9 protein-coding genes are annotated in these 6762 nt (G+C 40.3%); 7 read left to right on the top strand and 2 right to left on the bottom strand.

What is annotated here, in order from left to right:
* The 5 genes from AAEY80_RS14015 to AAEY80_RS13995 form a co-directional block, all read left to right on the top strand.
* Positions 1 to 474: hypothetical protein (locus tag AAEY80_RS14015; RefSeq protein WP_350588492.1), on the top strand; the 474-nt coding region annotated here is incomplete at its 5' end.
* A gap of 43 nt (positions 475 to 517) precedes the next feature.
* Positions 518 to 721 (top strand): hypothetical protein, encoded by a 204-nt coding sequence (locus AAEY80_RS14010; protein ID WP_025651843.1) that lies wholly within the window; start codon positions 518 to 520, stop codon positions 719 to 721.
* A gap of 195 nt (positions 722 to 916) precedes the next feature.
* Positions 917 to 2488, top strand: a complete 1572-nt coding sequence (locus AAEY80_RS14005; RefSeq protein WP_201578172.1) for a DUF2345 domain-containing protein — start codon at positions 917 to 919, stop codon at positions 2486 to 2488.
* 73 nt (positions 2489 to 2561) lie between these two features.
* Positions 2562 to 2840, top strand: a complete 279-nt coding sequence (locus tag AAEY80_RS14000) for a hypothetical protein (protein ID WP_025651048.1) — start codon at positions 2562 to 2564, stop codon at positions 2838 to 2840.
* A gap of 164 nt (positions 2841 to 3004) precedes the next feature.
* Entirely contained in the window at positions 3005 to 3466 is a 462-nt protein-coding gene (locus tag AAEY80_RS13995; RefSeq protein WP_025651032.1) for a hypothetical protein, read from the top strand.
* A 270-nt stretch (positions 3467 to 3736) separates the two neighbouring features.
* Here AAEY80_RS13995 and AAEY80_RS13990 read toward each other — a convergent pair whose 3' ends face one another.
* Both AAEY80_RS13990 and AAEY80_RS13985 read right to left on the bottom strand, forming a co-directional pair.
* Entirely contained in the window at positions 3737 to 4249 is a 513-nt protein-coding gene (locus AAEY80_RS13990; RefSeq protein WP_037025933.1) for an IS630 family transposase, read from the bottom strand.
* A complete protein-coding gene (locus AAEY80_RS13985; protein WP_025650793.1) occupies positions 4236 to 4586 on the bottom strand; it encodes an IS630 transposase-related protein in 351 nt (116 codons plus the stop codon). Before AAEY80_RS13985 ends, AAEY80_RS13990 begins: the two co-directional genes overlap by 14 nt.
* A gap of 118 nt (positions 4587 to 4704) precedes the next feature.
* On the opposite strand from AAEY80_RS13985, the gene AAEY80_RS13980 reads away from it, so the two are divergent.
* Positions 4705 to 6492, top strand: a complete 1788-nt coding sequence (locus AAEY80_RS13980) for a YIP1 family protein (RefSeq protein WP_156915614.1) — start codon at positions 4705 to 4707, stop codon at positions 6490 to 6492.
* 54 nt (positions 6493 to 6546) lie between these two features.
* On the top strand, positions 6547 to 6762 hold a 216-nt coding region (locus AAEY80_RS13975), incomplete at its 3' end, for a hypothetical protein (protein ID WP_350541733.1).

Below are 6762 nucleotides of genomic sequence, written 5' to 3'. Positions count from 1 at the left end.
GCCTATGCTCGCGCGCAGTGGCAGTTCATCCGTAACTACATGGAAAAGAACGCTGATAGCCTACCGCCTATCACTCCTTTTGACCCACCAAAGACAACTAAAGAGCACAAGCTCTATATATACACAGACAGTATCTTACCCAGCTATGGTGTCACCCAAAACTTTAGAGTATGGCCGTGGTACATTCCACTACTAGTACTACAAGCCTACGTCAAATTAGGTGGCGGCTGGATACAATCTAAAGGTCGCAACATCATCAATGAACCGCAATATGAGCATTTGCAATACCCACAGAACAAACCCAATCCTTACATAGACCCCAATATAAATCCGTATCGTATTAAAGTCATAAACAATCAAAGCAAATGGTTTCTATGGCGCTGGCGCATTATTTGGATATTACACACCTTATTTATACTTAGTATTATTGGGTTGTTTTATGCGCTTTTTTTAGGCTATTTGGATGATTATTAAAGGCGTAGTAGAGAAGATTGAATCGTGCAAAGTTTAGTGTCCGATGGAATACTGGCGCGGTATGGCCGCCTACCGCATCATCTGCGAACCTGCTCTTAGCCAACTACGCCTAAACAGTCATAACCGCCGTCATCATCATCTAAGTTTAAGCGAGCTTATCAAAGATATTATTAGCCCATATGATATAGACATCGAGATTGACGAGCGCCTAAGTGATGGTATCAACAATCACATACCAGCAGACTGACTGGGCGCAGTCGCTTTTGATCCTATTACCTTACAGCCCAATACGAACCATGCCAGTCATGACAATGATGACGACAATGACAACAACGTCCATCACATCAACGCTTGCTATCTACCATTTCCTCATCATCACCATATCCCATATGGCGCGCAGCTGAGCGAGCTTGGACAGCCGCATCCGAGTCTGACGGGTCTCATGAGTGCCAGTATTATTGACACCGATAGTAGTGCTATTACTCATGACCGTAATCATCGCGCTCATATCCACTATCATTGGCAGAATGAACAAGGGGGCGAACAAAATAGCGATAGCAGTAGTGATGACGCCCACTGGGTACCCATTGCCAGTCACTTAGTCGCCGACCACATGGGACAAACCCATCCCCTGCGTCATGGGCAACACGTCCTGATCGACTTCATCGATGGTGACATCATCCATCCCATCATTATTGGCAGCACCCATAACGGCCAAGGCAACGATAACGCCCAGCATAATAGCATCGCCAGTGACTCAGATAGCCTTGACGCTACCAGCCCGGCTTGGTTTATCAACCAAAGCCACGCTCATCCCATCGACGGCATCAAGACTCAAAGTATAGACTCTAGTCGTACAGGAGAGGCCAGCAAAGACAGCCTGATCAATGGCTACAACCAGCTCATGTTTGACGCTCATCCTGACAGTCCGCAAATCAATCTCTATAGCTCAAGCTTTCAGTCCAGCCTGACTATTGGACACCTATACCAGCACAGCGACCACACTCGTGGTCAAGCAAGAGGACAAGGCATCAGTCTTGAGACCCAAGCGGCAGGAACGCTGCAAGGTAGCACCGGTATTCATATCAGCAGTCAAAGCGCCAGTGCATCAAACGCGCACATGAGCCATAACAGTCATGGCAAATTGCAAACCGCCGATCAACACCAACAAGCATATGAGATGTTGAGAGAGACCCATCAGCCTGTGGGGTTAGAGGACGACTCTAGCAATAAGAAAAATAGAGAAAAAGATAGTGAAGACAGCCAAACGCCATTTGCTGAGTTTAGCAAAGACACGAACGATAGTGCGCTTAGTGAATCAGGACAATGGCAACAACCGCACTTGCTTATCGACTCCCAGCGTCATCTGGCACTCTTAAGTGGACAACACAGTCAGCATACCAGCACCCAAAGTACTCACAGTCATGCGACCGACAGCACGCATCATCATAGCCAAACGCAGATGAATCAGCTGGTGGCAGGAGATATTCACTACTACTCAAACAAAGCGCAGACTCATACTGCCGCGCATGGTGATGTCACGATACAAGCCCATCAAGAGCAAATGCGACTCGATAGTGAGCAAGTGCTACGCATTCATAGCCGAGACAGTATTGAGATCATCGCGCCTGATACGTTGACCCTAAAAGCTGCTGGTAGTGGTATTGAGATAGCAGGTGGTAAGGTGACGTTTATTACGCCGAAGCAAGTCGGGTATAAAGCGGCTAAGGTGGATTGGGGTAGTGGGGGTGGTATAGGGTTTCCAGCTGTGCATCTGCCAACAGCAAAACTGCTTGAAAATCTTGATTACTATCTGACATACATCGTCCATGATCAAGATGATGAACCGCTGCCTTTCACTAAATGTATGCTAGTTAAACCTGATGGTTCAACAGAGATGCACACGACTGATTACAAAGGTAAGCTAAAACTGATTGTTGATGATGAACCGAATGAGTATGAATTGCATGTGATGGTTCATCAAGAATACGATGGTGAGAGCACAACGTTTTGAATAAACAATAATAAAAAATGTCGTGAGTTAAACGAAACAGGTTTAATAGTCTTTAGATTAAAGGATATGAACAGTGGCAAAATATACTAGGTTTAAACTTATTATAAATAATAAAACAGACATCAAGAAATTGAAGTTTGATCTTGAGTATTGGGTCAATGTATCAATGAAAAAATATGGTAGACCAGGTGTATCTCTGGAGAAAAAAAGTGGAGGTAAAGACTTAATATTCAAATCTGATGGTAAGACAAAGACTTATGTATTACCAGATAACGCTACTAAGGCTAGATATATTATAAGAACGACTACGAAAGACAAAGATGGTGACAACTATCCTGCCATAGGGGGGTAGTTGGCGCTATAATTGTAGGTGTTACTGTAGGAACAGGAGGTATAGGAGGTGTAGTCATCGTAGGTCTGAGTGCAGTTGTAGGAGGTTTTGGAGGCGGATTGATTGGAGGCACGATAGGCGAATTAATAGGCAATGGAATTTATGAAAAAACTAAGAGTTAGATTATGAAAAAAACAAAGGTAATTTTACACTTATCGTCATTTATATTTTTTACAATATTATTTTATATACTGTTTTTAAAGGATGGTGAATTGTTTGATACGAATTTTTTTGTATTTATTGCAGCGTATATACTGTTTGCTCTCGCTCCTCTATTAAGCCTAGCTTTACAATATGAAGTTAGTAAAGATAATGAGTTTTTTAATAAATTTACAAGTGGCACTACTAAAGATTTTAAAATGGATGACTATCTGCGGATATCTTTCTTGCTTTTTTATAATATTGGAGCTTATGCTGGTATTCAAATAAGAAATAAAGTATTAAAAAAAGAATATAGAAAAACAGATATGAGACATATAAAGATAGTCAATGAAATTTTAGATAGAAAAAAAATTTTACTCGTTATTTTAATTATTCAATTATTGATAACTATATTATTGTTCAGCAGCTACTTTTTTATACGGTAAATCTAGATTTAATGATTATCTTTAAAGTTCAAAATCAACTATCAGCGTGACCTAACATTACCAATACTGATATACAGGTAGATGACTGGATTATTAATACCCTATGCAATCTACAACCAGAGCTGGTCTCAGCAATTCTTAATCGTTCTCAAAGTAATATAAACTCTGATAGGCTTTATGATGTATTGAAAGGTGATATTCAATCCTCTCTACTATTCTTGACTGAGTACCTTGAACAAAATGGGGATAAGTATAATAAGTTATATATAGTCAGCTCAAAATAAAATTGTTATGGTTAGGACAAACATCATAAAACAATTTGGATAAGTCGTTTTCCATCCAGCCTTGGCGTAGAAACTTCACCTGAGCCCATTTCTTCTCAATAGGGTTCAAATCAGGGCTGTACGGCGGCAGCCATAGAATACGATGACCATGCCTATTCAGTAGCTTTTGAATACGCTTACTCTTATGAAATCTGGCATTATCCATCACAATCACGCATTTGGTTTTAAGACTTGGGATTAGCTTGTGTTTGCACCAGTGATAGAAGACGATGCTGTTGATGTTGTGCTTAAAGTAATCTAGGGCAAACAGCATCTTTTCATATAGAGCACCGATAACGTTGGTTCGCCTTTTACCTTGCCAGTTGTAGCTATCGATACAAGGCTCACCAATCGGTGCATAGCCATGAGAGCGAATGGTCTCGTGCTCAAAGCCGCTTTCGTCCATATATACAATGGGGTAGCCTTGCTGCTTAAAGTGCTCAAGCTTATTCTGATATATCGCTCTTTTGATCGGACAGGCTTTTGGATGTTCTAAAGTCTTTTTTTTGACTGATGCCTAGACGCTTTAGGGCATGATGAATGCCTGTTTTACTACAGTTTAGACGACGTGCTCGCTCATACTGGTAATCATCAGGATGTTCTTTGACATCATTAAGTAGCACATCATCTGGTATTTTATAGGGTTTGGTTTGCCTGGTTGTTTTGCTATGAACACGTCTCTTCCAGTTCTGTATGGTGGTTGGGCTGAGATTATAGAATTCAGCTGCCTCGGCAAAGGTCATACCATCATCTAAGCTTTTTAGTACTTGTTTGCGAAAATCTAGCGAGTAAGTCATGGTCTTTATAATAACAATTGAATTTGATAGTTAGTTTATAACACTTTTAGGTGGGATTGACTATAGTAATCTTAGAGGATATAGATTATCAGAAGAGACGGCTAATGCGATCAGTCTATTGATTTCTCATGCCTACCAATCAGTACTAACAAATCAGCGTAAGCGTCAAACAGGGACAATTAATAAAGCTAAGGTTCAGAGCATAACAACGGCTATGCAAAGCTTTATGCTGAGTAATAGCGGTGAAGTTGCCATACCTATTACTATGAAAGGTAAAATCAAGACGATTTTTGATACCTTAAAAGGTACTAATGGCGCGGATCTATATGAAAATTATACCAATAATGTAGAAGGCAATAAACTAGGAACTAATAAGCAACCTTTTGATGTTCAAGATATGAGAAATAGAAGTGGTGTAGTCGTACAGGCTGAGGCTGTCCATACTTTTACCTTTTTTGTTAGTGCCCAATACAAAAAAGGTATCATGCTGGACACGGGTACTCTAAAAGAGCTGGGTAAAGAGGCTAATAGACCTCTAGTGAATTTAGTAGAAGCCGAGATACGCAAAGACCCGACCACAACTTACCTACAGTTAGAAGTTGATAAAATCAATAGTCGCTTAAAGCGTTTAAATAGTATCGCTCCGTCTGCTGGTATCGCTTTAAGTGGTGGCTTGGTGTTTTTACAAACTCGGGCTATGTTTACAAATTTGGAAGCCATGGGACAGGATGTATCACTATCGAAGAATATGGAGGCAGGCTCAGCTGCCATAGGCGCCAGCCTAATGGTGATGAGCGCCTCAATTGAGCTGGCGGCAAATCTTACTCAATTGCGTGCCGTCACCAAAGAGCTACAGATAAAAGCAGCACAACGAAGCCTACTAGCAGCGACTATTGGAATGTGGGCAGGATGGGCAGGATGGGCAGAAGTAGGGTACTTGTTTATTTACAAGTTCAACCGTGAAAGTGTTCCTATGGGTTATATTGCTTCCAACATGATTAGTGTGGCTACTTTCTCTTTTGCAGGTCGTGCTTTAGCAGAAGTTATGGCTAAGCGCACAGGTGCTCGATTAAGTGTAAGCATAGTGTTTAGTCAGGTAGGTGGTATTGCGCTGTTTGCCAATCCCTACTTCTTAGTAGGGGTTATGGTAATAGGTCTAGGTGTTAGCTTGTGGTCATACTTTAAGATGAGCGTCTATGATAAGAGTACTGATAATTTGAATAATATCGACTATTGGCTAAACTTTGGCGTTTTTGGTAAACGTGAATTCCTGACAGACAAGTACAGTGATAGAAATTCTTATGTAGATCCTGATTCAAATAAAGTAGTCTCTTCTTTTCGTAGCGCAGCTTCTGAGGTTGCGGCTTTGGCTATAGATATGAGAAAAAATGATATTAAAATTATTATCAAAAATAGTATAACAAGCGAGTGTGACATAACGGTAGAGATTATCTCATACTTACCGATTAGTGAAAAGGACACTATTAGCTATAAATTAACAACATTCTATACGCCTAAAGAATTGCAGCCTTATTCCAATGCTGATGTTTCCTCTTATTTTAAAGATAAAGTAACTATTAATGACTCTGTCCCTTTAAACAAAATACTTAAACTCGAAACTCGAGATGACGTTTTCGCACGTATTGGTCAAACTTCTAGGACGAATCAGAATATTAAAGTTGAGCTACCAAAAGGGTTGTCAAGCTATATGTATACTCAAACAGAAGGTGGATATAAGCTTTTACTGAAGTTTGTAATTCATGAGCCAAGTTTTGAGTTTGCTAGAGTTGACTTTAGTTTATCTAATGCTGCTTATGACAAAGAATCTGGTACTACCTATACTCAGAAAAGATCTAAGTCTAAAACCGTAGAAGAAAAACCTTATGTGTTAATGCGAGATCGTTAAAATAGTAGCTTTGATTACCTTTACTGATTGAATATAAATAGTGAGCCACCCTAGATGGATGTTTTACCTACCCAAGATACAGCAAGTATCACCTTATTATCTCGACCTTATAGTGACGTAGTGGATGTTGAAAAAGACCATCCAAACATGCTGTATGTGGCAAAAGATGTGCGAGGTATTACGCCTTATGCCTTAACCTTTAATGATGTGGGCAGTAGCATGCTGAATGAGGGTGGGCTGATAATGATTATTGGCCCTTTAGTCTTGTTT

Source organism: Psychrobacter sp. 78a-MNA-CIBAN-0178 (assembly GCF_040309625.1).
GTDB lineage: Bacteria > Pseudomonadota > Gammaproteobacteria > Pseudomonadales > Moraxellaceae > Psychrobacter > Psychrobacter okhotskensis.
The sequence above is the reverse complement of the archived record's forward strand: the minus strand, read 5'-3'. Positions and strand labels throughout refer to the sequence as shown.